This is a genomic window from Frigoribacterium sp. PhB24 (assembly GCF_003755185.1).
Taxonomy (GTDB): Bacteria; Actinomycetota; Actinomycetes; order Actinomycetales; family Microbacteriaceae; genus Frigoribacterium.
The window spans coordinates 304836-327379 of the sequence record NZ_RKIC01000010.1; the positions used below are offsets into that span (position 1 = coordinate 304836).

The window sequence follows — 22544 nt, forward strand, 5'->3', positions numbered from 1 at the left end:
CCCGGGGTCACTACGCTGGTCGCATGCCGGACATCTTCGCCGTGATCGCCGACGCCACCCGCCGAGACCTCTTGAAGGTGCTGCTCGACGCCTCGTTGTCGACCGACTCCGCCAACGCCGACATCAGCGTGGGCGAGATGGTCACCTCGCTCGGCGTCAGCCAGCCGACGGTGTCGAAGCACCTGCGCGTGCTCCGCGAGGCCGGTCTCGTGAGCGTCCGCGAAGAGGGACAGCACCGTTACTACTCTCTCGAGTCCGGGCCGCTCGAGGTCGTCGAGGACTGGTTGATCCCGTTCGTCAGCGCCGAGACCCTCACGTCCGAGGTGCTGTCCAGCACGCCGTTCGCGGCCTGGGCCGGGGCCGGCGTGCCCGCCCCTATCCGGCGGGCGGCCGAGAACCTGCCCGACGCCGAGGACGTCGGGAGCACGCTGGGCCGCTACGCGGCCGGGGCGCAGTACCGCGCCTCCTCGGCTCTGCACGACGCGCAGAGCGCGCTCGGTGCCCTCGACGAGCGTGTCATCGATCCCGTCCGCAAGCGCCTGGGGCGTACCGGGCAGTAGCGTCCGACCGTCCTTTACACCGAGTCACACGCGCCCCTAGAGTTGCCCCCAGGCACACGGGAAACACTCGTCTGCGCCACAGCCCCGCCCGGGGCCCGAGTCGAGGCAGGGTCATGTCGCCGGATCTGTCGGATGTGCGGTTCCTCACGGTCGCCGAGGTGGCCGACATGATGCGCGTGTCGAAGATGACCGTCTACCGCATGGTCCACTCGGGCGAGCTTCCCGCGATCCGCTTCGGACGGTCGTTCCGGGTGCCCGAATCGGCCGTCGCGGCCGTGTTGCGCATCGGCATCGCCGACGTCGGCTAGGCCACTTCGACTTTCTCGGGCCGTCCTAGTAGACTGACCCGAGGCATTTTTCCGCGGTTCTGTTTCGGACCCGGTCGGTCCAATCCAGAAATCAGTGAGGTCCTCTATGGGTTCTGTCATCAAGAAGCGTCGCAAGCGCATGGCGAAGAAGAAGCACCGCAAGCTGCTTCGCAAGACTCGTCACCAGCGTCGCAACAAGAAGTAGTCGCTCGACACGAAGGCCCCCGCCGACCACCGGTCGCCGGGGGCCTTCGTCGTGCCCGGCTCCCGCCCGGCTCTCGCTACCCTTGACGGCATGGCCGAACCGCGAATCACCCTCTTGACCAAGCCGGGCTGCCACCTGTGCGACGACGCCCGTTCCGCGCTGCACGAGGTGCTGGCCGAACCCGAGTTCGCCGATGCGGGCCTGGCCGTCGGCGAGAAGAACATCCTCGACGACTCCGAGCTCGTCGCCGAGTACGCCGAAGAGATCCCCGTCGTCCTGATCGACGGTCGGGTGCACACGATCTGGCGCATCGAGCCCGAACGGCTGCGCACGGCGCTCCGCGCCGCGGTCCGCTAAGCCGGTCGAGCACGCACGACGACGAGAAGCCCCGACGAGATGACTCTCGTCGGGGCTTCTGCGGTTCGTGCGGCGAACCTACGGCTGGAGGCGCGTGGGACCGCGGAAGAGGAAGGTCACCTCGCGCAGGTTGGCCTGGTGCAGCATCAGCATCAACACGCGGGCGAGGCCCATTCCGAAGCCGCCGTGCGACGGGGCGCCGTAACGGAAGAAGTCGAGGTAGCTCGAGAGTTCTTCGGGCTTCATGCCCTTCTCGCGGATCTGCTGCTCGAGCACCTCGATGCGGTGCTCGCGCTGTGCGCCCGTGGTGATCTCGGTGCCGCGGTAGATCAGGTCGTAGCTCTTGGTGAGCTGCGGGTCGTCGTCATGACGCATGTGATAGAACGGGCGGATCGATGCGTCGTAGTCGGTCAGATACACGAAGTCGTGCCCGAACTCCTCGGCCACGTACTCGGCGATGCGGCGTTCGCCCTCGGGGTCCATGTCGGCGTCGGCGCGGGGCACCTCGTAGCCGCGCTCGGCCACGATGCGCTTGGCCTCGGCCAGAGGGATGCGCGGGAACGGCACGGTGGGCACGACGAGGTCGACGTCGAAGAGCTCCTTGATCTCGGCGCCGTGCTTGTCGGCCACGGCCTGGAACGCGAAGGCCAGCAGCTGCTCCTGCATCTCCATGACGTCCTCGTGGCTCTCGACGTAGCTGATCTCGGCATCGACCCCGGTGAACTCGGTCGCGTGACGGGACGTGAACGACGGGTCGGCGCGGAACACCGGGGCGATCTCGAAGATCTTGCCGAAGCCGGCCGACTGGGCCATCTGCTTGAAGAACTGCGGGGACTGAGCCAGGTAGGCGACGCCGTCGAAGTAGTCGACCTTGAACAGTTCGGCGTTCGACTCGCTCGGGGTGGCCATGAGCTTGGGGGTGTGGATCTCGACGTAGTCGCGCTCGATCCACCAGGTGCGCAGGGCGTGCTCGAACGTCGTCTGCACCCGGAAGATCAGGGCGTTGCGGGGGACCCGCAGGTCGAGGAAGCGCCAGTCGAGGCGCTTGTCGATGCCGCTGTCGGCGGCGATCGGGGTCTCGGGGTCGGCCAGCGAGTCGACGACGAGGGTCTCGACCTTGACCTCGATGCCGCCGAGCTTCACGCGCTCGTCGTGCTTGAGGTCACCCGTGACGGTGACGAAGCTGCCCTGCGAGAGCGACGAGATGGCGTCGGCGACGTCGTCGGTCTCGCCCGCGGCCTCGAGCACGTCGGCCGCGGTGCGGGGGCGGACCAGCTGCAGGGCGCCGGTCTCGTCGCGGAGGACGACGAACTGCACCTTCTTCTGATCACGCACCGTCTCGACCCAGCCGGTCACGGTCACGGGTCCGTCGGGCAGCGCGGACAGGTCTTTGATGGGGGTGCGTTCGATCACGAGGCCCGAGTTTACAGTCACCGCCTCTCGCGGCCCACCGCACCGCCCGTCCATGCCGCGGCGAGCTTGGGGGTTCCCGTGTGGGAGGTGTGCAGGCGGTCCCGACCTAGACTCGTTCGCATGCCCGCGCAGCACATCCACCTCGTCCGGCACGGTGAGGTGCACAATCCCGAGCACGTGCTCTACGGCCGCCTCGACGGGTTCGGCCTGAGTGATCTCGGCCACCGCATGGCGGCCGCTTCGGCCGACGCCTTCCACGAGCAGGGCGTTCCCGTCCGAGCCGTGTTCGCCTCGCCGCTGCAGCGCACCCGTGAGAGCGCGGCGCCGTGGTCGTCGGCTTTCGGGCTCGAGACGCAGATCGACGAGCGGCTGATCGAGCCGACCAACAAGTACCAGGGTCGGCGCAGCGACTTCAGCATCGCCAAGCAGCTCAAGGTGCCGGCCGAATGGCCGTGGATCGTCAACCCGTTGAAGCCCAGTTGGGGCGAGGCCTACGTCAGCATCGCCGCCCGCATGCTGTCGGCGATCGACGAGGCCTGGTCGAGCGTCGACGACGGGGACGTCGTGCTCGTCAGTCACCAGCTGCCCATCTGGATGGTCCACCGCAGCGTCACGGGCGCCCGGCTGTTCCACGATCCCCGCCGTCGACGTTGCACCCTCTCGAGCATCACCACGCTCGAACGCCGCGAAGGGGGCTTCGTCGAGGTGGGCTACCAGGAACCCGCTGCACACTTGAACGAGTCCGCCGTCGACCTGGGAGCAGTGTGAGATTGACCACCCGCCCGACCCGCGCCCGGCTCGTCGCGCGCGGCCTGGCCCTCACGGCCGTCGTGGCCCTCGTCGCCACGGGGTGCTCGGCCACGGCCGACGACCTCGCGACGCAGTACGGCAACGGCACCACCGAGAACTACATCTCGGGCAACGGCACCGTCACCGAGATCGCCCCCGACGACCGCACCGACCCGGTCGCGTTCACCGCCGAGACCGACGCCGGCGAGACCGTCTCGCGGTCCGACCACGACGGCGAGGTCGTCGTCCTCAACTTCTGGTACGCGGCGTGCCCGCCCTGCCGCCTCGAAGCGCCCGAGCTCGAGAAGCTCAACCAGTCGTACGCCGACAAGGGCGTCGAGTTCCTCGGCGTCAACGTGCGCGACCAGGCCGACACCTCCCTGGCCTTCGCCCGCACCTTCGACGTCACCTACCCGTCGGTCGTCGACGCCAACGACGGGGCCGTCCAACTCGCCCTCGCGGGCACGATCGCGCCCAACGCCGTCCCGACCACGATCGTCCTCGACAAGCAGGGCCGCATCGCGGCGCGCATCCTCGGCGGTCTCGACGGGCCGAGCATCCTCGACACACTGATCTCCGACACCCTCGCCGAGACGTCCTAGGTGTATCAGGGCAATCCCTTCTTCGACGCGGTCGTGGGCGGTCAGCTCGCGGTCGGCCTGCCGGTCGCCCTGCTGGCGGGGCTCATCTCGTTCCTGTCACCGTGCGTGCTACCGCTCGTGCCGGGGTACCTCGGTTACGTCGGCGGCCTGACCACCGGGGCGACCGAGGCAGGGGCCAAGCGTCGCGACCGCCGCCGGCTCGTGCTCGGCGTCGTCCTGTTCATCCTCGGCTTCTCGGTCGTCTTCGTCGGCACCTCGCTCGCGTTCGCCTCGGCGGGGTTCTGGCTGATCCAGTGGCGCGAGGTCGTCACACGGGTCATGGGTGTCGTGGTGGTCCTGCTCGGCCTCGTCTTCATCGGACAGTTCACGTTCCTGCAGCGCACGCTGAAGCCCGGATTCCTCCCGAAGACGGGCCTCGCCGGGGCACCGCTGCTCGGTATCGTCTTCGGCATCGGGTGGACGCCGTGCATCGGCCCGACCCTGGCCGCCGTGCAGGTGCTCGCCCTGGGCTCGGGCTCGGCCTGGCAAGGCGTCCTGCTCGGGGCCTTCTACTGCATCGGCCTCGGGGTGCCGTTCCTGCTCGTCGCGCTCGGCTTCGGCTGGGCGTCACGGTCCATCTCGTTCGTCAAGCGGCACATCCGCGTCGTCAACATCGTCGGAGGGTCACTGCTCGTGCTCATCGGTCTGCTCATGGTCACGGGCCTCTGGTCCAGCCTCATGTCGCACGTCGGGGCGGTGATCGCGACCTATGGCACGATCGTCTGACCGCGACGGGGGTGACGCGACCCGCGCCTCCTCGGCCGGCACCGACACCGGGGCGAGCGACACCGGGCTGACCGACACCGGGCTGACCGATGCCGACGCGACCGACGTCGGCGGCGACCCGCTGCGCCCGAGCGACCACATCGACTCGGTTCGCACCGCTGCCGCCGACGGCGCGGGAGTCACGCAGCCCAAGCTCGGCCCCGTCGGCTACCTGCGCTTCTTCTGGCGGCAGCTGACCAGCATGAAGACCGCGCTCTTCCTGCTCATGCTGCTGGCCGTCGCGGCCATCCCCGGTTCGCTCGTGCCGCAGCGCACCTCCGACCCCAACGGCGTCGTCCAGTACCGCACCGACCACCCCGACCTGTTCCCCGTGCTCGACAAGCTCGGCGTCTTCGACACCTACTCGTCGCCCTGGTTCTCGGCTGTGTACCTGCTGCTCTTCATCTCGTTGATCGGCTGCATCATCCCGCGCACGCGGCACCATTTCGAGGCGCTGCGGGCCCGCCCGCCGAAGACCCCCGCGCGGCTGTCGCGCCTGGCCGGCTACCGGTCGATCACGCTCGAGACCGGAGGAGGCGCGGGTGAGGCCTCGACCACGACCGCCCGTGCCGTCGACGCGGCCCGCGCGCAGCTGAAGCGCGCCGGCTACCGCACGCAGGTCTTCGGCGACTCGGTCAGCGCGGAGCGCGGCTACCTGCGCGAGACCGGCAACCTGGTGTTCCACTCGGCGCTCGTCGGAGTGTTGCTGACCGTCGGGGTCGGCGGCGGCTTCGGGTACTCGGGCCAGCGCGTGGTCGTCGAAGGGCAGACCTTCTCGAACGTGCTCGGCTCGTACGACTCCTTCAACCCGGGCCGCTGGTTCGACGAGTCGCAGTTGTCCCCGTTCTCGATCGCACTCGACGAGTTCTCGACCGAGTACGCGCCGGACTCCGCGGGTGCCGCCGGCATGGCCACCGACTTCACGGCCGACGTCACCGCGCAGGCGCGGGGCGGCGAGGCCGAGAAGACGCAGATCAAGGTCAATTCGCCCCTGTCGATCGGTGGATCGAACGTCTACCTGCTGGGCAACGGCTACGCCGTCGACGTGACGGTGCGCGACGGCGAGGGCAACGTTGCCTTCCGCGACACCGTGCCGTTCCTCCCGCAAGACACCAACCTCACCTCGCTCGGCGTCATCAAGGTGCCCGACGCCCTGCCCGAGCAGCTCGGCATGATCGGGTTCTTCTACCCCAGCGCCGTCGACCTCGGCACGGGGGCGCTGTCCTCGAACGACCCCGACACGACGAATCCCGTGCTCAGCCTGAACGTCTACTCGGGCGACCTGGGGCTGGACGACGGCGTGCCCACCTCGGTCTACACGTTGACGACCGACGGGCTGACCCCTCTGGCCGGCACGGACGACGCCGCGAAGGAGAAGGCCATCCAGCTGAAGCCCGGCGAGACCGCGACGATCCCCGAGGGCCTCGGCACGATCACCTTCGACGGCGTCAAGCGTTTCGCCTCGTTCGACATCCACCACGACCCCTCGCAGGTCTGGGTGCTGCTGTTCGCCGGGCTGTCGTTCGCCGGCCTGCTGACGGCGCTGTTCGTGCCCCGCCGTCGCGTCTGGGTCAAGGCCACCGAGACCGACCGAGGCGTGCGGCTCGAGTACGCCGGGCTCGCCCGCGGCGAGGACCCCACACTCGGACGTGCCGTCGGTGACATCGCCAGGACCCACCTCGGCGGTCTCGGCGTCCCACCCGACGTCGCCCGCGAGGTGGCGGACGACCCGGCCCGTCACGACGTCGAGAAACCCGGCCCCGGTGCGGGCGGGCGCGGACGTAAGATCTGAGGGTGACCGCCGACCTCGCCTACTACTCGCTCGTCGCCGTGTACTCGGCGATGGCCATCTACACGATCTCGTTCGTGGCCTTCGCCCTCGACCTGGCGAAGCGGTCCGGTGACGCCCAGCAGGCGGCGGCGCGTGCCGCCAAGGCCGAGGCCGTCTCGACGGCGTCCGTCTCCCGCTCGGCGTCGGGCGGCAGCACCGTCGTCCTCGACCGGCCGTCGGGCGGCTCCGGTGCCTCCGTGGGGTCCGGCGCCGGCACCCGGACCAAGGCATCGAGCTTCGAGCGCGTCGCCGTCGCGATGATGCTCCTCGGCTTCGCCGTGCACGTCGCCTCGGTCGTCCTGCGCGGCCTCGCCGCCGGTCGCGTGCCCTGGGCCAACATGTTCGAGTTCTCCCTGACCGGCACCGCGATCATCGTCGGGGTCTACCTTGCCGTGCAACTGGTGGTCAACCTGCGGTTCCTCGGCGCGTACGTCATGGGCCTCAACCTGGTGCTGCTCGCCATCGGCACCGTCAACTACTACGTCGCGGTCTCGCCGCTGCCCCCGGCGCTCCAGTCGGCGTGGCTCGTCATCCACGTCTTCGTGGCCATCCTCGGTACGGCGTTCTTCGCGATCGCGGCGGGGCTCTCGGCCGCCCAGCTGGTGCAGACGAAGCGTGAGCAGTCCAAGCTCGCGGGGCTGCGCGTCATGGACACCCTGCCCGGGGCAGAGCGCCTCGAAGACCTGGCGTACCGCATCGCCCTCGTCGGGTTCGTGCTCTGGACCTTCACCCTCATCGCCGGCGCCATCTGGGCCGAGCGCGCCTGGGGTCGCTACTGGGGCTGGGACACCAAAGAGGTCTGGACCTTCATCATCTGGGTGCTCTACGCCGGTTACATCCACGCCCGGGCGACCCGCGGCTGGCGTGGTGCCCGCTCGTCGTGGCTGTCGATCATCGGTTTCGCGGCCGTCATGTTCAACTTCTCGGTCGTCAACGTGTTCTTCAAGGGCCTGCACGCCTATTCGGGCCTCTGATCGAGCGGTGCCTCGGCGTCGTGCGGCGAGCCGCGTGAACCGACGTCAGCCCGCGAGCACGGCATAGGAGGCGCGCAGCCGTCCCAGCCAGTCCTCGCGTCGGTCGTCGTCCACCGCGTGACGACGCAGCAGGTCGACGTCGACGTCGACCCGGCGGACGTCGATCGTGCCGTCGAGGGGCAGCAGCGGCTCGCGCGTGACGTCGGCCCCGAGCAGGGCGGCCGTACCGAGGCCGCAGTCGTGCCGGAGGTCGGGCACGGCGGCGGCGAGATGCGCGCCCATGCTGAGTCCGACCGACGTGTCGATGGCGCTCGAGACGACGACCGGCAGCCCCGCCGCGGCGACGATGCGCAGTGCCGCCGTGACGCCGCCGAGCGGCTGGGCCTTGACGACGAGCAGGTCGGCGGCACCGGCCCGGGCGACGGCCAGGGGGTCGGCGGCCTTGCGGACGCTCTCGTCCGCGGCGACGAGGACCCCGAGTCCCGAGACGCGGCGACGCAGCTCGGCGAGCTCGGGCACGGTCGCGCACGGCTGTTCGGCGTACTCCAGGCCGTACGGTGCCAAGCCGACCAGCGCCTCCTCGGCCGACTCGACCGACCAGCCGCCGTTGGCGTCGACGCGGACGCGGCCCTCGGGCCCGACCCAGTCGCGGGCCGCGGCCACGCGGGCGATGTCGTCCGCGAGGGTCTGTCCGCGTTCGGCGACCTTGACCTTGACCGTCCGGCAACCGCGGTAGCCGGCGAGCACGTCGGGCACCCGCTCGGCGGCGACGGCCGGCAGGGTGGCGTTGACCGGCACCCGGCGGGCACCCACGTCGGGCAGGTGGCCCCAGCCGAAGTCGATCGTCGCCGCGAGCCAGGCGGCAGACTCGGCCGGCCCGTACTCGGCGAAGGGGCTGAACTCGGTCCAGCCCGACGGGCCCTCGACCACCAGGGCCTCGCGCTCGTCGAGCCCCCGGAAGCGCGCGCGGAGGGGGAGACGGACGACGTGGGCGCCGTCGACCAGGTCGGCCAGGGGAGGCAGCGGGGGAGGGGTGGACGGCGCACGGTCGACGGTCGGCATCCGCTCAGTGTCGCACCGGCGACCCCGGTAAGGTCGTGCGTCATGGTCGACCGCGAACCCGTACCCGCCCGAGAACCGGAGTGGTCACCCGACGAGCTCCCCGCCCGGGGTCGTGACGGCACCGGCCGCGACGGCACCGGCCGCGCCGCGTCGGAGCCCGACGACCTCCGGGTCTTCGACGGCCCCGCTCACGACGTGGTCGACCGGCCTCCGCGCAGCCGACGGCTGGGCGTCGTCACGTTCGTCCTGGCGATCGTGCTGCTCGCCCTCGACGGACTGGCCCTCGGCCTCCTCGCCGCGGACGCCGTGAGCCCGGCCGCCGTCCTCGCCCTCGTCACCCTGTTGGCCTCGATCGTCGTAGGGGTCGTCGGGCTGATGGCTGCCGTCCTGCGTCGTGGTCGCTGGTGGGGGGTGGCCGCCGTGGTCCTCAGCTCGTTGTCGAACCCGTTCGTGCTCGTCTGGCTGATCGGGCGGTTCGTCTCGACGGTCTGACCCCGGTCGGGGCGAGGTCGGACCCCGTTGGTAAGCTGGGGGCATGGCTTGCGAGGTGTCCGACCTGTTCGATCCGACCGAGTGGCGGGGGGTCGAGGGCTTCGACACCCTGACCGACGTCACCTACCACCACAGCGTCGACGGCCGCGTGGCCCGCGTGGCCTTCGACCGTCCCGAGGTGCGCAATGCGTTCCGGCCGCACACGGTCGACGAGCTCTACCGGGTGCTCGACGACGCTCGCATGAACAGCCGCATCGGGGTCGTCCTGCTCACCGGCAACGGTCCCAGCGCGAAGGACGGCGGCTGGGCGTTCTGCAGTGGGGGCGACCAGCGCATCCGCGGTCGCGACGGTTACAAGGCCGAGGGCGACCAGGCGAACGTGCCCGACCCCGCCTCGGCGGGGCGTCTGCACATCCTCGAGGTGCAGCGGTTGATCCGGTTCATGCCCAAGGTCGTCATCGCCGTGGTGCCCGGCTGGGCGGCGGGCGGCGGACACTCGTTGCACGTGGTCTGCGACCTGACGATCGCCAGTCGCGAGCACGGCCGGTTCAAGCAGACCGACGCCGACGTCGGCTCGTTCGACGCGGGCTACGGCAGCGCCTACTTCGCCAAGCAGATCGGGCAGAAGTTCGCCCGCGAGGTCTTCTTCCTGGCCGAGGAGTACAGCGCCGACCGCGCCCACGAGATGGGCGCCGTCAACAGGGTCGTGCCCCACGCCGACCTCGAACGCGAGGCAATGGGCATGGCCCGCACCATCCTGACGAAGTCGCCGACCGCCATCCGCATGCTCAAGTTCGCGTTCAACGCGACCGACGACGGCATCGTCGGCCAGCAGGTCTTCGCGGGCGAGGCGACCCGTCTCGCCTACGGCACCGACGAGGCCGTCGAAGGGCGTGACTCGTTCCTCGAGAAGCGCGCCCCCGACTGGTCACCCTTCCCCTGGCAGTACTGATGACCCGCGCCCTACGGGCCGTCGATGCGCGCGACCCCGGTGCCGTGCTCGACGGGCTCCGGGTCGCGCTCGAGGGCGGTCCGGCGGTCGCGCCCCGGGCCGACGACCTCGTGCCCACCGATCTGCCGGGCCTCGTGCCGCAGGCCGTCTCACTCGTCGTCGAGACCAGCGGGTCGAGCGGGCGCCCGAAGCGCGTGGCGCTGTCCTCCGACGCCGTGCTCGCCGGTGCCGCCGCGGCCGACGGCGCCCTGGCCGGGCCGGGGCAGTGGGTGCTCGCTCTGCCGGCGCACTACGTCGCAGGCCTGAACGTGCTGGTCCGCTCGCTCGCCGCCGGTACCGAGCCGGCCCTGCTCGCGCCGGGGCACTTCGACGTCCGGGCGTTCGTCGACGCCGCGGCCGGGCTCGAACATCCCACGCGGTACTCGTCGCTCGTCCCCGCGCAGCTCTCGACGGCGCTCGACGCGGCCGAGGCGGACTTCGTCGTCGCGGACGCCCTGCGCCGGTTCGACGCCCTCCTGATCGGCGGCCAGGCGACGCCGGCCGCCCTCGTCGGGCGGGCCCGCCGCCTCGGCGTCACCGTCGTCCGCACCTACGGGTCGAGCGAGACGAGCGGCGGGTGCGTGTACGACGGCGTGCCCGTGGGCCGCACCCGCGTCGAGGTCGTCAACGGCCAGGTCGAGCTGTGCGGGCCGTCGCTCGCCGAGGGGTACCTCGACGATCCCGAGCGAACGGCCACGGCCTTCGTCACGCGCGGTGGCCTGCGCTGGTACCGCACGGGCGACGCCGGCACGGTGTCGCCCGACGGGGTGCTGACCGTCAGCGGGCGGCTCGACGACGTGATCGTCTCGGGCGGTGAGAAGGTGTCGCTCGGCGTGGTCGAGCGGGTCGTGCGTGAGCAGCCGGGGCTCGCCGACGCCGTCGTCGTCCGCGCGGCACACGTCCGGTGGGGCGAGGTGCCCGTCGTGGTCACCGGCGCCGCGCCTCCTGCGCCGACGGCGGCCGACGACCTGTCGGCACTGCGGTCGACGGTGGCGGCCGTGGCCGGTCGCGCCGCGGCTCCCGACCGCGTCGTCCGGGTCGACGCAGTGCCCCTGCTGCCGAGCGGCAAACCCGACCGGGTCGCCCTGACCCGCCTGGTCGCCGGTCTCGCGGCGAGCTGATAGCCGCCTGCGAACTAGACTCGTCGCGTGGCGAAGACGAAGACCTCGACCCCCAAGCGCAGCGGCCGCCCCGGTGGCCGACCCGGTGGCCGGCCCGGAAAGCAGCCCGTCCGTCGAGTGACGGCCGGCGACTGGATCGGCGGCGCCCGCCTCCGTACCCTGCCGCTCGGAATCGCCCCGGTCGCCCTCGGCACCGGCGTCGCCCGGGCGAACGGCGGGTGGGACCTCACCCTGGCGCTTCTCTGCCTCGCCGTCGCGGTGTTCCTGCAGATCGGCGTCAACTATTCGAACGACTACTCCGACGGCATCCGCGGTACCGACGACTTCCGGGTCGGGCCCTCACGCCTGACGGGCTCGGGCAGCGTCCGCCCGAAGACCGTGCTGAAGGTGGCGCTGGCGTTCTTCGCCCTCGCGGCCGTGGCCGGTGTGGTCGTCGTCGTCATCACCCAGATCTGGTGGCTGCTCGCGGTCGGTGCCGCCGCCGTCGTGGCCGCCTGGTTCTACACGGGCGGCAAGCGGCCCTACGGCTACAACGCCCTGGGCGAGCTGTTCGTCTTCGTGTTCTTCGGGCTCGTCGCGACCGTGGGTACGACGTTCGTGCAGCTGCGCGAGTTCCCGTTCGACGCCTGGGTGGCGGGCGTCGCCGCCGGGTTGTTCGCCTGCGCGGTCCTGATGATCAACAACGTCCGCGACATCCCGCAAGACACCGCCGCCGGCAAGCGCACCCTCGCGGTCGTCGTCGGCGACCCGGTGGCGCGGGCTCTCTACGCGCTCTTCCTGCTGCTGCCGTTCTTCATCCTCGTGTACTTCGCGTTCCTGTACCTGCACGCACCGTACGTCTACTTCACGTTGATCGTGGCGGTGCCCGCCGCGGTCATCGGCGTCACGGGCAAGACTCCACGCGAGCTGATCCTGGCCCTGCAGCTGTCGTCGCTCTCGGCCCTGGTCTGGGCCCTCGCACTGTCGGCGGCCCTCTTCTTCTGATCACCCGCCCCGGTCTGCCCGGCGATCACCCGGGCTCGAGCGTCAGGCGGTCAGGCCGAGCCCCCGGCGCCGCGTGCCCGGTCGGCGTCGGTCTCGTCGTCGGCGATCGCCTCGTCCTCGGCGACCGAGTCGTCGTCGAGCTTGGCGGGCCGCGACCGACGGTCGGCGAGGTCGAGGGCGACCCGGCGCCGCAGCGGGGCGAAGAACAGGTACGAGACACAGAAGCCGACGACGGCGGCGATCACCGTGGCCCAGAACGGGTCCAACCGCAGCACGAGCAGGACGCCCAGCACGACGGCGAACAGGCCGAGGCGGACGATCGAGTACTTGAGCCAGGGTTTCACGACGTGGAGTCTACGGTCCGCGAGGTGTGCGGCCGCCGAGCGGTGTGCGACCGCGACCGACGGGGCCCGCCGGGCCGAGGAGGCGCGGTGCGGCGCCACCGGGCACCGGACGTCACGGCTCCGCGACGGACGACCGACCATCAGGCGTTGCACCGGATCGAGAACTAGGCTCGGGGCATGGTCAGGCTCTTCATCGTGGGCATCGTCGCCGCGGCGGCGTTCGTCATCTTCGCGCTCATCGATTGCCTGTTCGCCGACGCCTCGCGGTTCCGGGCCCTGAACAAGCCGCTGTGGGCCGTCATCATCGTCCTCCTCCCCGTGATCGGGGCCGTGTTGTGGTTCATGCTCGGGCGGGCCCGCAAGAGCGGTCGCCCGGCTGCGACGCGCACCATCGCCCCCGACGACGATCCCGAGTTCTCGGGGTCGTCCTGGCGCACGACGAGCGACCTCGATCAAGAGACCACCGACGAGCGCATCCGTCGACTCGAGCAAGAGCTGCTCGACCTCGACAACGACGACAAGACCGGCACGCAGTAAGTGACCAGTCGCGCGACCGAGTACGCCCTGTCGCTGCTCGCGTCCCTCGCCGACGCGGGTGTCCGCGACGTCGTCCTCAGCCCCGGCTCCCGTAGCCAGGCGCTGGCCCTCGCCGCGGCCGAGTTCGAGGCAGCCGGTCGGCTGTCGGTCCACGTCCGCATCGACGAGCGTTCCGGCGGGTTCCTCGCCCTGGGTCTGGCCGCCGAGACGGGGGTCCCGAGCGTCGTGATCACCACGTCGGGCACCGCCGTGGCGAACCTCCACCCGGCCGTGCTCGAGGCACACCACTCGGGGGTGCCGCTCATCGTGCTGAGCGCCGACCGTCCACTCGAGATGCGCGGGATCGGGTCGAACCAGACCACGGTGCAACCGGGGCTCTTCGCGAGCGCCGTCGGGTGGGTGCGCGACGTCGAGGCGCCGCGTTCAGGCCCGGTCGACCACGATGCCGTCCGCGCCCTCGCCCGCGACGCGGTCGCCGAGGCCCTCGGCGGTGACTCCCACGGTCCTCTCACGCGCTCGCGTGGGCCGGTCCAGCTCAACATCGCCTTCCGCGAGCCCCTGTCGTCGGGCGAGCAGTCGCTGCCCGCCGCCCGCCCCGAGCCGGTCGAGATCCCATCTGGTGAGTCGCCGACCGCCCTCGAGGTCGACGTCGACCCGGCCACCCTCGTCGTCGCCGGACACGCGGCCGGTCCACGGGCCGAGGCCGTGGCCCGCGCCCTCGGGGCCCCGCTCGTGGCCGAGGTGTCGAGCGGTGCCCGTTTCGGGCCCCACCTCGTGCCCTCGTACCGTGCCCTGCTCGACGACGCCGACTTCGGCGGTCGGGTGCGTCGGGTGGTGGTCTTCGGGCATCCGACGCTCAGCCGTCAGATCCCGGCGCTGCTCGTCCGCGACGGGGTCGAGGTCGTCGTCGTCCGCGCCGCGGGTGCGGAGGCCTACGACCCGGGCCGCTCGGCGCGCGTGGTCGAGGCCGTCGAGGTGGCCCGCGCCTCCACGGGGTCCGGTTCGACCGACGACGCCGCTCATCGTGCGTGGGTGGGTCGGTGGGTGCACACCGGCCGCCGGCTGCTCGAAGCCGAGGCCGAGGCCGAGGCGGGCGCTGCACGGCCGGGCGCCGGCGGCACCACGGGTGGCGACGACGAGACGCGCGACGGTGCGACCGACCTGACCGCGGCGGCCGTGCAGGCCGAGTTCCTGCGTCGTGAGGTGCAGCTGTTGCGGCGGCCGGTCACGCGCCGGGCCCTCGCCGAGGCCCTCTGGCGGGTGAGCTGGCCGCACGACCGTCTCGTCCTCGGCGCGTCGAGACTCATCCGCGAGCTCGACCAGCTCGTGTCGGGCAAGAAGATCCCCGTGCACGCCAACCGGGGTCTGGCCGGGATCGACGGCACGATCGCGACCGCGACCGGCATCGCGCTGGCCAGCCAGCGGGACGACCCCGCAGCGGGCACGACCCGTGTGCTCGTCGGCGACCTGACGATGCTGCACGACGTCGGTTCGATGCTCCTGGGTCTCGGCGAGACCCGGCCGCGGCTGCAGGTGGTCGTGGGCAACGACGGCGGCGGGACCATCTTCGACGGGCTCGAGGTCGCGGCGACGGCATCCCCCGAGGCGATGACGCGCGTCCAGTTCACCCCGCACGAGGTCGACCTCTCGGCCCTCGCCCGGGCCTACGGCTGGCAGCACGTCGAGGCGGCCACACGCTCGGAGCTCGACCAGGCCCTCGTGGCCCGGTACGACGGCCCGGTGCTGATCGAGGTGCCTCTCACTCGCTGACCGTCCGCCCCACGGGGGTACGGAGCACAGCGCCCGGCCGTAGGGTCGGGGCATGGCCAAGACGTGGACTACCCCGCCCTCCCAGACCCTCCGCGCCGGTGAGGGCTTCGTGCTCACCGGCGTCGACACCTCCTCGACCCCGGGGTTCCCGGGCGACAAAGCCTACGCGCAGCAGGCGCTCGAATCGGGTCGCGAGACCCTGGGCGAACTGCAGGAGAAGCTGTTCGCGCAGAGTCGCAGCGGGGGCAGCACCGGCAACGTCCTGCTCGTCCTGCAGGCGATGGACACCGCCGGCAAGGGCGGCATCGTCCGGCACGTCGTGGGTGCCGTCGACCCGCAGGGCGTCGCGCATCACGCGTTCAAGGCGCCGACCCCCGACGAGCTGGCGCACGACTTCCTCTGGCGGGTGCGGCGCGAGCTGCCCGGCCCCGGCATGATCGGGGTCTTCGACCGGTCGCACTACGAGGACGTGCTGATCGGCAAGGTGCGTCGCCTCGCGCCGCCCGAGGAGATCGAACAGCGGTACGCCGACATCGTCGCGTTCGAGGACGAGCTCGTCGCGAACGGCACCACCCTCGTCAAGGTGATGCTGCACATCTCGTCCGACGAGCAGAAGGAGCGTCTCGCCGACCGGCTCGACCGTCCCGACAAGCACTGGAAGTACAACCCCGGCGATCTCGAGGAACGTCTCGTCTGGGACGACTACCAGGACGCCTACGAGACGGCGATCCGTCGCACCTCGACCGAGACGGCCCCGTGGTTCGTCGTCCCGGCCGACCGCAAGTGGTACGCCCGGGTAGCCGTCCAGAAGCTGCTGATCGACGCCCTCTCGTCGCGGGGGCTCGACTGGCCCGCCGCGCAGTACGACGTCGAGCTCGAGAAGACCAAGCTCGCCACGTCGTAGGGGTGGCACGGCCTCGTCGACCGTGGCGGCGCGCCCCGGGGGACAATTTCGGGCATCCGGAGGCGAGATCTCGTGACTCCCGGGTACGGCGAGGGCATCCGAACTCTTCGGTTCGGGGCACAGGCAGTTGTCCCTGACGACGTCAGCCCATGACAATGACTCATGCTCTCGACACGCCGCCGCTCTGTTGTATCCGCCCTCGCGGCGGTGATGGCCCTGACCCTGGTCGGTCTGGTCGTGGGCACCCCTTCCGATGCCCGGGCCGACGCGCCAGCAGCCTCGACGATCTCGGGTCGTGTCCTGGGCCAGACCGCCGACGGCGGCGTCATCCCCGTGACCTCCGGCACCCTTCACCTGCTGGTGCCGACGTCGGGACATGCTCTGGCCGCCGCCGTCGAGTTCCGGCCGGATGGTACTTACACCTTCTCGGGACTCGGTCCCGGCAGGTACAACGTCTACTTCGCCCTTCGATATCCCTCGATCTACGTGCGAAACGTGAGGGTCGAGGTCACCGTGCCGACGCCCGACTCCGACACGGTCGCGCCGGATCTGGTGCTGGCCCTCGCCGGCACGTTCTCGGGCACGGTCAGCGCGCTCGTCGACGGGGTCGTCACCCCGGTGGGCTCCGCTCACATCGAAGTCCTGGTGAAGGACGCCGCGACCGGGACGTTCCGTCACCATGAAGACGCATACGCGACCTGGCCCGGAGCATGGTCCATCGGGTATCTGCCCAGCGGAACGTACCGTCTGAAGTTCGAGGACGACAGCTCGTCGCCACGGACCCGCGACATCGTCTACTGGCCGTCCGCCCTGCGATCCAGCGGGGCTCTCGACCTGGTCGTCACGCCCGGCAAGTCCTTCACCGGCCTCGACGTCGTCCTGCCGGACCGGTCACTGGCATCACACCGCATCGCCGGCGCGGACCGTTTCGGCACGAGTGCAGCATCCCTCTCGTCGCGATGGGGGTTCCCGGACTCCGCCGGGGTCGCGCCGGAGGTGCCGGTGCTCTACATCGCCAGTGGCAGGGACTTCCCGGACGCCCTCAGCGCAGGCCCTGCGGCCGCTCGACAGGACGGTGCTCTGCTGCTGGTCGACCGCGACGGCATCCCCGAGGTCGTTCGGGACGAGATCACGAGGCTGTCACCCGACCGCATCGTCGTGGTGGGGGGCGAGGCAGCCGTCTCGGCTTCCGTCTTCGAGGCGCTGGAGTCGATGCAGCCGTCCATCGAGCGGATCGCGGGTGCCGATCGCTACGAGACGTCTCGGCTCGTGGCCCGTGAAGCTTTCCCCGACGGCGCCGATCGCGCCTACTTCGCGACCGGGGCGAGTTTCCCCGACGCGTTGTCCGCGGGCCCGGCAGCAGCACGACACGGGGGCCCGGTCGTGCTGGTGCGAGGGCTGGCCGGAGACGTCGACACGGCGACGGCCGAGCTCGTGGTCGCGCTGGGCGCGCCCCCGGCCATCATCGTGGGTGGTCTGCAGGTCGTCGACCGCGGCGTCGAGAACTCGCTGATCGCGATCTCACGGGCCGGTGGACGGATCTCGGGACCGGACCGGTTCGCCACGTCCGTCGCGCTGAACGCCGAACTCCCGGCATCGGAGACGGCCTTCGTCGCGAGCGGGCGCGGGTTCGCGGACGCCCTCGTGGCCGGGGCCGCGGCGGCCCGGGTCGGGGCGCCGCTCTATCTCAGCGAACGGTCCTGCGTGCCAGAGGGCGTCCGCCGCGCCGTCCTCGACGGCGAGGCCCTCGACCTCGTGCTCGTGGGTGGCGACGCCTCGCTCGGCACCGGTGTGGAGGGCTTCTCGACCCCTTGCGGGTGACGACCCGGCAGCGTCCCCGCCCGTCGTCCGGTGCCACGAGCGAGCCGACCTCCGGCCGCCGCTGCCGAAGCAGCCCCTAGGAGGCGCGGGCCCGCAACGCCTCGCCGGTCCCCTTGGGCAGCCGCAGCCCCTCGACCAGGCTGAGCAGGGCCAGCACGGCCAGCACCATCAGCGCGGCCTGGTACCCGGACGCCGCGGGTGCCGGGCCGTCGCTCGAGGCCACGAGGTCGGCCACGCGGACGGCCAGCGCCGTCACGGCGACGCCGAGTCCGACGGCGAGCTGGCTCGTGATGGACGCGATGGCGTTGGCAGGTCCGATCATCTCGGCCGGCACGTCGGCGAACTGCAGCGTGTTGTAGGCCGTGAAGCCGACGGAACGGAAGACACCGCTGAGCAGCAGCACACCCGCCACGACGACCGGAGAGGTGTCGGGGCCGACGAGCGAGGCCGCGACGAAGGTCGCCGCGAGGGCCACCGTCGCGACGACGATGATCGGGACGACGCGGAACCGCTTCAGGAGGGGCGTCGTGAACGGTTTGACGGCCAGGTTGCCGACGAACACCCACATGAGCATCAGACCCGCCTGGACGGGAGACCAGCCGAAGCCGTCCTGCAGCAGCAGCGGGACCACGAAGGGGATGCCGTTCACGACGGCGCGGTAGAGCGAGCCGCTGAGGTTCGTCACGCGGAACGACCCGATGCGGAACGCCGCGAGGTCGAGCAGGGGGTGCGCCGCCCGGCGGAACCACCGCACCGCGACGAGCCCCAGCACGACCGCGGCGACGAGCAGCAGGACGCCGGCCACGAGCGTCGCGGGTTCGCCGAGTAGCTCGAACGCTAGGACCAGTGCCACGATCGAGCCGGCGACGAGCCCCAGGCCGATCAGGTCGAGCGGGCGGCGGTCGCCGATCTCGGGGGAGGGGACGACCCGCCAGGCGACGACGAGCAGCGCGAGGCCGACCGGGACGTTGACCAGGAACACCCACTGCCAGCCGAGGTGCTCGGTGAGCAGTCCGCCGAGCAACGGCGCGACGACGGGGGCCACGAGCGCTGGCCACGTGAGGTAGGCGATGGCCCGGATCAGCTCGGACCTCTCGGTGCTGCGCAGGACGATCAGCCGGCCGATGGGCACCATCATGCTGCCCGCGAAGCCCTGCACGACCCGGGAGGTCGTCAGGGCGACCAGGTCGGTGCTCGCGGCACAGGCCACCGAGGCGAGGACGAACAGCACCACCGCCGCGAGGAACACCCGCCGCGCACCCCACCGCTCGGCGAGCCAGGCCCCCAACGGGATGAAGGCCGCGACGGCCACCAGGTAGCCGGTCACGGCCAGCCCGAGCTGTGCAGGCTGGACCTCGAAGTCGCCCGCGATCGTGGCGGTGGCCGTCGAGAGGATGGTCGCGTCGAGGTTCTCCATGAAGAACGCCGCCGCCACGACGAGGGCCACCGGACGCGACCACGTCGTCGCGGGGGCGGTCATCGGCTGAAGGCGTCGACCACGGGGCGGAACTTCATCGCCGTCTCGGCCACCTCCCGCTCGGGGACGGACTCGGCGACGACGCCGGCCCCCGCGAACGCGCGCACGGAACCGTCCCGGTCCACCTGGGCGCAGCGCAGGGCGATCGCCCACTCGCCGTCGCCGTCGGCACCGACCCAGCCCACGGGACCCGCGTAGCGACCGCGGTCGAACGGTTCGAGCTCTCGGATCAGGGCCAGCGCCTCCTGCGTCGGGGTGCCGGCCACGGCCGCGGTCGGATGCAGCGACGCGATCAGGTCGAGCGAACTCGAGCCGTCCGTGAGCCGACCCCGCACGTCGCTCGCCAGGTGCCAGAGGTTCGGGAGGCGCAGGGTGAAGGGCTGTTCGCCGGTCACGACGTCGCGGGCATGGGGCCCGAGGGAGATCAGCAGGCTGCGCAGCGCGAAGGCGTGTTCGTCGAGGTCCTTCGGCGAGGTCGCCAGGGCGAGGGCTGCCTGCTCGTCGGTCGTCGCGTCGACGCCGCGGGCCGCGCTGCCGGCCAGCACCCGGGCCGACACCTCGCCGCGTTCGGACTTGACGAGCGTCTCGGGGCTGGCCCCGATCAACCCGTCGACGGCGAAGGCGTAGCAGTCGGGGTAGGCGGTCAACAGGGTGGCGGCGACGAGCCGCAGGTCGGCCTCGGCCGGCAACCTGCCCACGAGGTCGCGCGCCAGGACGACCTTGCTCACGCGTCCGTCCTCGATGGCCTGCACGGCCCCGGCCACGGCCCGCGCGTAGCCGTCGGCGCCGAGGGCGCCGTCCACCAGCGAGAGGCGGACGGAGGCGCCGACCGGCTTCCCCGCGGGCAGTTCGGCCCCGTCGACCCGCGTGATCCAGGCGACACCGTCGCGCCGCCCGATGACGATGCTCGGGACGATCAGCACGCTCTTCTCGGCGGACTCGTCGTCGAACGCGAACGAGCCGAACGCGACCAGGCCGGTGCCGGGTACGCCGACCTCGTCGTGCACCGTGGCAGCTGCCGCGACGGCCCGCCAGGCGTCGGCCGCCTCCGTCATGCGGCCGGGTCCGGAGAACTCGAGACGGAGGGCCTCGCCGACACCCGCCATGCCCGCCCCGCCGCGGACGAAGACCACCGGACGGGCCCGGTCGACGACGTCCAGCAGGGGGCTGACGTGGTCGATGCGAGTGGTGCGGACGGCGAGGGACGGAGCGCTGAACGCGGGGGAGTTCACCAGTCGACCCTACTCGGGACACCTCCAGTGCTTGACGGTAGGATCCACCATCGTGACCAAGGCCGACATGAACAAGCAACCCGACGAGGTCGCCTCGATGTTCGACGGCGTCGCGCGCCACTACGATCGCACGAACGACGTGCTCTCGGCGGGTAACGCCGTCCTGTGGCGCATCGCCACCGTCAAGGCGATCGGGGCCGGTCCGGCGGACAAGGTCCTCGACATCGCGGCCGGCACGGGAACGAGCTCGGCGGCCATCGCCCAGCGAGGTGCCGAGGTCGTGGCGCTCGACTTCTCGAAGGGCATGGTCGAGGTCGGGCGCGAACGTCACCCAGAGCTCGAGTTCGTCGAGGGCAACGCCGAATCGCTGCCCTTCGACGACGACACGTTCGACGCCGTCACCATCTCGTTCGGCCTGCGCAACGTCAACCGGCCGAAGGTCGCGCTCGCCGAGATGAACCGCGTGCTCAAGCCCGGCGGTCGGCTCGTCGTCTGCGAGTTCTCGACGCCGCCGTTCGGCCTGCTGCGAGCTGCCTACCGGGCCTACCTGACGTACGGCATGCCCCTCATCGCGAAGCTCACCAGCAGCAACGGTCCGGCTTATTCGTACCTCGCCGAATCCATCGAGCAGTGGCCCGAGCAGCAGGTCCTCAGTCAATGGATCCGCGGCGCCGGCTTCACCCGGGTCGCCCACCGCAACCTCAGCCTGGGCATCGTCGCCCTGCACCGCGGTCGCAAGCCGGCCCAGGGTGCCGCGCGCGCCTCCTCGCGGTCGAAGCGGGCGACCTCGTGAACACCGGGGCGCCTCCCGCCCAGCGCAACTCCCTGGGGCGGTCCCTCGGTCTGGGCGAGAAGCTGTTCGCCTCGCCGACCGAGCGTCGGTTCGTGGCCGCTGTCGACGACGGGCTCGAGCTCGTCGAAGAAGGGCTGCTGCGCGAGATCGCCTTCGCGGACGACATCGCCGACGCCACGACGCGCTACCTGCTCGCGGCCGGCGGCAAGCGCGTCCGACCGACCTTGACGCTGCTCATCGCCCAGTTGGGTGACGGAGCGACGCCCGGCATCGTGGCATCGGCGCAGGCCACCGAGATCACCCACCTCGCGTCGCTCTACCACGACGACGTCATGGACGAGGCGCAGATGCGCCGTGGTGTCCCGAGCGCCCAGACCGTGTGGGGCAACAACGTCGCGATCCTCGCGGGCGACCTGCTGTTCGCCCGCGCCAGCACCATCGTCTCGGGGCTCGGCCAAGAAGCCATCCTGTTGCAGGCCGAGACCTTCGAACGCCTCTGCCTCGGGCAGCTGCACGAGACCGTCGGCCCGCGCGAGGGCGACGACCCGATCGCGCACTACATCGACGTGCTCGCCGACAAGACGGGGTCCCTCATCTCGACGGCGGCCCGGGCCGGCGTCATGTTCAGCGGAGCCCCGCGCGAGTACCTCGCGCCCGTCGCCGAGTTCGGCGAGAAGATCGGCATCGCCTTCCAGCTGATCGACGACGTCATCGACCTCTCCGACCAGCCTGCCGAGACCGGCAAGAAGGCCGGCACCGACCTGCGGGCCGGCGTCGTCACGCTCCCGGTGCTGTACCTGCGCGAGCGGGCCCGGACCGATCTCGAGGCATCGTCCCTGTTGTCCGAGATCGACCGCATCGTGGACGCCACCCGGGCCGCCGCGCAGCGGGTCGACGTCGAACCGCCCGCCGAGGGCGCCTCGTCGGCACCGCTCGCCGACGCGACGGCCCATCTCGACGACGAGTTCGCCGACCTGGTCCGGCGGGTCCGCGAGCACGAGGTCACCGAACGCACCCGGGTAGAGGCCCATCGCTGGGCTCGAGAGGCCCTCGGTGCCTTGTCGCCGCTGCCCGACGGGCCGGTGAAGAAGGCGCTCACGCGCTTCGCCGACCGCGTGGTCGAGCGGTCCGCCTGACCGGCGCCGCGCCTCCTCGTCCGTCTCGACCTCGAGC

Annotated in this window: 24 protein-coding genes; 19 read left to right on the plus strand and 5 right to left on the minus strand. The window is 71.4% G+C overall.

What is annotated here, in order from left to right:
- Positions 1-23 precede the first annotated feature (23 nt).
- The 4 genes from EDF50_RS06230 to EDF50_RS06245 all read left to right on the plus strand — a co-directional run bounded on the left by EDF50_RS06230 (position 24) and on the right by EDF50_RS06245 (position 1430).
- Positions 24-560, plus strand: a complete 537-nt coding sequence (locus EDF50_RS06230; protein WP_123518703.1) for a helix-turn-helix transcriptional regulator — start codon at positions 24-26, stop codon at positions 558-560.
- Positions 561-673: 113 nt separating this feature from the next.
- Positions 674-868: a helix-turn-helix domain-containing protein gene (locus EDF50_RS06235; protein ID WP_123518704.1), complete on the plus strand. Its 195-nt coding sequence runs from the start codon at positions 674-676 to the stop codon at positions 866-868.
- Between the two features lie 106 nt (positions 869-974).
- Entirely contained in the window at positions 975-1073 is a 99-nt protein-coding gene (locus EDF50_RS06240; protein ID WP_003792170.1) for a 30S ribosomal protein bS22, read from the plus strand.
- A 90-nt stretch (positions 1074-1163) separates the two neighbouring features.
- A complete protein-coding gene (locus EDF50_RS06245; RefSeq protein WP_123518705.1) occupies positions 1164-1430 on the plus strand; it encodes a glutaredoxin family protein in 267 nt (88 codons plus the stop codon).
- A gap of 78 nt (positions 1431-1508) precedes the next feature.
- Here EDF50_RS06245 and aspS read toward each other — a convergent pair whose 3' ends face one another.
- Positions 1509-2843, minus strand: a complete 1335-nt coding sequence (gene aspS, locus EDF50_RS06250) for an aspartate--tRNA(Asn) ligase (protein ID WP_123518706.1) — start codon at positions 2841-2843, stop codon at positions 1509-1511.
- Positions 2844-2963: 120 nt separating this feature from the next.
- Here aspS and EDF50_RS06255 point away from each other — a divergent pair, with 120 nt between their 5' ends.
- From EDF50_RS06255 to ccsB, 5 genes are read left to right on the plus strand one after another with little or no spacing between them, the layout of a single operon-like run.
- Positions 2964-3611, plus strand: a complete 648-nt coding sequence (locus EDF50_RS06255) for a histidine phosphatase family protein (RefSeq protein WP_123518707.1) — start codon at positions 2964-2966, stop codon at positions 3609-3611.
- On the plus strand, positions 3608-4234 hold the full coding sequence (locus EDF50_RS06260) for a TlpA family protein disulfide reductase (protein ID WP_370453974.1): 627 nt from the start codon (positions 3608-3610) through the stop codon (positions 4232-4234). Before EDF50_RS06255 ends, EDF50_RS06260 begins: the two co-directional genes overlap by 4 nt.
- Complete coding sequence (locus tag EDF50_RS06265) at positions 4235-4999, plus strand: cytochrome c biogenesis CcdA family protein (RefSeq protein ID WP_123518709.1); 765 nt, start codon at positions 4235-4237, stop codon at positions 4997-4999.
- Positions 4983-6830, plus strand: a complete 1848-nt coding sequence (locus tag EDF50_RS06270; protein WP_123518710.1) for a cytochrome c biogenesis protein ResB — start codon at positions 4983-4985, stop codon at positions 6828-6830. The genes EDF50_RS06265 and EDF50_RS06270 overlap by 17 nt, the downstream gene beginning before the upstream one ends.
- 2 nt (positions 6831-6832) lie before the next feature.
- Positions 6833-7843 carry a c-type cytochrome biogenesis protein CcsB gene (gene ccsB / locus EDF50_RS06275; protein WP_370453975.1) on the plus strand — a complete coding sequence of 337 codons (1011 nt, stop codon included), beginning with the start codon at positions 6833-6835 and terminating at the stop codon, positions 7841-7843.
- A 45-nt stretch (positions 7844-7888) separates the two neighbouring features.
- Here ccsB and EDF50_RS06280 read toward each other — a convergent pair whose 3' ends face one another.
- Complete coding sequence (locus tag EDF50_RS06280; RefSeq protein WP_123518711.1) at positions 7889-8905, minus strand: o-succinylbenzoate synthase; 1017 nt, start codon at positions 8903-8905, stop codon at positions 7889-7891.
- 42 nt (positions 8906-8947) lie between these two features.
- Between EDF50_RS06280 and EDF50_RS06285 the strand changes: the two genes are divergently transcribed.
- Genes EDF50_RS06285 through EDF50_RS06300 form a run of 4 tightly spaced genes read left to right on the plus strand, consistent with a single transcriptional unit; the run spans position 8948 to position 12493 of the window.
- Positions 8948-9397, plus strand: a complete 450-nt coding sequence (locus EDF50_RS06285) for a hypothetical protein (protein WP_123518712.1) — start codon at positions 8948-8950, stop codon at positions 9395-9397.
- Between the two features lie 43 nt (positions 9398-9440).
- On the plus strand, positions 9441-10349 hold the full coding sequence (locus EDF50_RS06290) for a 1,4-dihydroxy-2-naphthoyl-CoA synthase (RefSeq protein WP_123518713.1): 909 nt from the start codon (positions 9441-9443) through the stop codon (positions 10347-10349).
- A complete protein-coding gene (locus EDF50_RS06295; protein ID WP_123518714.1) occupies positions 10349-11509 on the plus strand; it encodes an AMP-binding protein in 1161 nt (386 codons plus the stop codon). The genes EDF50_RS06290 and EDF50_RS06295 overlap by 1 nt, the downstream gene beginning before the upstream one ends.
- Before the next feature lie 27 nt (positions 11510-11536).
- Positions 11537-12493, plus strand: a complete 957-nt coding sequence (locus tag EDF50_RS06300; RefSeq protein WP_123518715.1) for a 1,4-dihydroxy-2-naphthoate polyprenyltransferase — start codon at positions 11537-11539, stop codon at positions 12491-12493.
- Between the two features lie 50 nt (positions 12494-12543).
- Here EDF50_RS06300 and EDF50_RS06305 read toward each other — a convergent pair whose 3' ends face one another.
- The gene (locus EDF50_RS06305; RefSeq protein WP_123518980.1) at positions 12544-12837 is read right to left on the minus strand and encodes a DUF4229 domain-containing protein; all 294 of its coding nucleotides are present in this window, start codon (positions 12835-12837) and stop codon (positions 12544-12546) included.
- A gap of 177 nt (positions 12838-13014) precedes the next feature.
- On the opposite strand from EDF50_RS06305, the gene EDF50_RS06310 reads away from it, so the two are divergent.
- From EDF50_RS06310 to EDF50_RS06325, 4 genes are all read left to right on the plus strand, one after another.
- A complete protein-coding gene (locus EDF50_RS06310; RefSeq protein ID WP_123518716.1) occupies positions 13015-13374 on the plus strand; it encodes a PLD nuclease N-terminal domain-containing protein in 360 nt (119 codons plus the stop codon).
- Positions 13375-15144 carry a 2-succinyl-5-enolpyruvyl-6-hydroxy-3-cyclohexene-1-carboxylic-acid synthase gene (gene menD / locus EDF50_RS06315; RefSeq protein WP_123518717.1) on the plus strand — a complete coding sequence of 590 codons (1770 nt, stop codon included), beginning with the start codon at positions 13375-13377 and terminating at the stop codon, positions 15142-15144.
- A gap of 52 nt (positions 15145-15196) precedes the next feature.
- Positions 15197-16048, plus strand: a complete 852-nt coding sequence (locus EDF50_RS06320) for a PPK2 family polyphosphate kinase (protein ID WP_123518718.1) — start codon at positions 15197-15199, stop codon at positions 16046-16048.
- A gap of 162 nt (positions 16049-16210) precedes the next feature.
- Positions 16211-17869 (plus strand): cell wall-binding repeat-containing protein, encoded by a 1659-nt coding sequence (locus EDF50_RS06325; RefSeq protein WP_123518719.1) that lies wholly within the window; start codon positions 16211-16213, stop codon positions 17867-17869.
- Between the two features lie 76 nt (positions 17870-17945).
- Here EDF50_RS06325 and EDF50_RS06330 read toward each other — a convergent pair whose 3' ends face one another.
- Both EDF50_RS06330 and EDF50_RS06335 read right to left on the minus strand, forming a co-directional pair.
- Positions 17946-19349 carry an MFS transporter gene (locus tag EDF50_RS06330; RefSeq protein ID WP_123518720.1) on the minus strand — a complete coding sequence of 468 codons (1404 nt, stop codon included), beginning with the start codon at positions 19347-19349 and terminating at the stop codon, positions 17946-17948.
- Complete coding sequence (locus EDF50_RS06335; RefSeq protein WP_199738657.1) at positions 19346-20578, minus strand: isochorismate synthase MenF; 1233 nt, start codon at positions 20576-20578, stop codon at positions 19346-19348. The genes EDF50_RS06330 and EDF50_RS06335 overlap by 4 nt, the downstream gene beginning before the upstream one ends.
- 52 nt (positions 20579-20630) lie before the next feature.
- On the opposite strand from EDF50_RS06335, the gene ubiE reads away from it, so the two are divergent.
- The gene (gene ubiE / locus EDF50_RS06340; RefSeq protein WP_233570378.1) at positions 20631-21371 is read left to right on the plus strand and encodes a bifunctional demethylmenaquinone methyltransferase/2-methoxy-6-polyprenyl-1,4-benzoquinol methylase UbiE; all 741 of its coding nucleotides are present in this window, start codon (positions 20631-20633) and stop codon (positions 21369-21371) included.
- Positions 21368-22507 (plus strand): polyprenyl synthetase family protein, encoded by a 1140-nt coding sequence (locus EDF50_RS06345; protein WP_199738677.1) that lies wholly within the window; start codon positions 21368-21370, stop codon positions 22505-22507. The genes ubiE and EDF50_RS06345 overlap by 4 nt, the downstream gene beginning before the upstream one ends.
- Positions 22508-22544: the final 37 nt, after the last annotated feature.